Raw genomic sequence first — 538 nt, 5'->3', positions numbered from 1 at the left:
CTAAAGGGATGGAGAACATGGGAGGCTTTTGGTTTGTGTGGGTAGAAGACCGTATTCAGGCATTTTTTGATGTGTTGTACCAGGTGTTCACTCGATTTGCTTTGCTGATGGTCTGGTTGCCCTTTGCGCTTATTCTCATGTTACCGGCGCTGTGGGACGGCTTGATGACCTGGAAAATTAAGAAGACAACCTTTGATTTTTCGAGCCCTATCATTCACCGCTACAGCATGATTATCCTGGGCTCAGGCGTCATTTTGCTGTTTATGGGATTGTTCGCCCCGTTGGCTATTCCACCGGTGGTTCTACCGTCGATGATCATCGGCTTGGCATTGATGGCAGGGTTGGCGTTAAGTCACTTGCAGAAGAAAATATGAGGCCAGTTAGGCCTCATCTTGTAGAGCTAAAACCTAACGCCAACGGTATTTTCGTTCTCGTCTTCAGCTGGCAAATGATAAGTATCAATAAGGTGACCTTGAAGCCAAATATATTGCGGCATCCAAAACGAGTACTGTCGTATAAGAGCCAATACTTCTTTTAG

General features: G+C 45.9%; 1 protein-coding gene and 1 pseudogene. One reads left to right on the top strand and one right to left on the bottom strand.

The window, feature by feature from the left end:
• A partial coding sequence (locus R7Z50_RS30605; protein WP_318150164.1) for a DUF4400 domain-containing protein occupies nt 1-374 on the top strand: 374 nt, incomplete at its 5' end.
• A 26-nt stretch (nt 375-400) separates the two neighbouring features.
• Here R7Z50_RS30605 and R7Z50_RS30600 read toward each other — a convergent pair.
• A pseudogene (locus R7Z50_RS30600) lies at nt 401-538 on the bottom strand (plasmid-related protein); the annotation flags it as partial.

Source organism: Vibrio sp. 1249-1 (assembly GCF_033340495.1).
The sequence above is the reverse complement of the archived record's forward strand: the minus strand, read 5'-3'. Positions and strand labels throughout refer to the sequence as shown.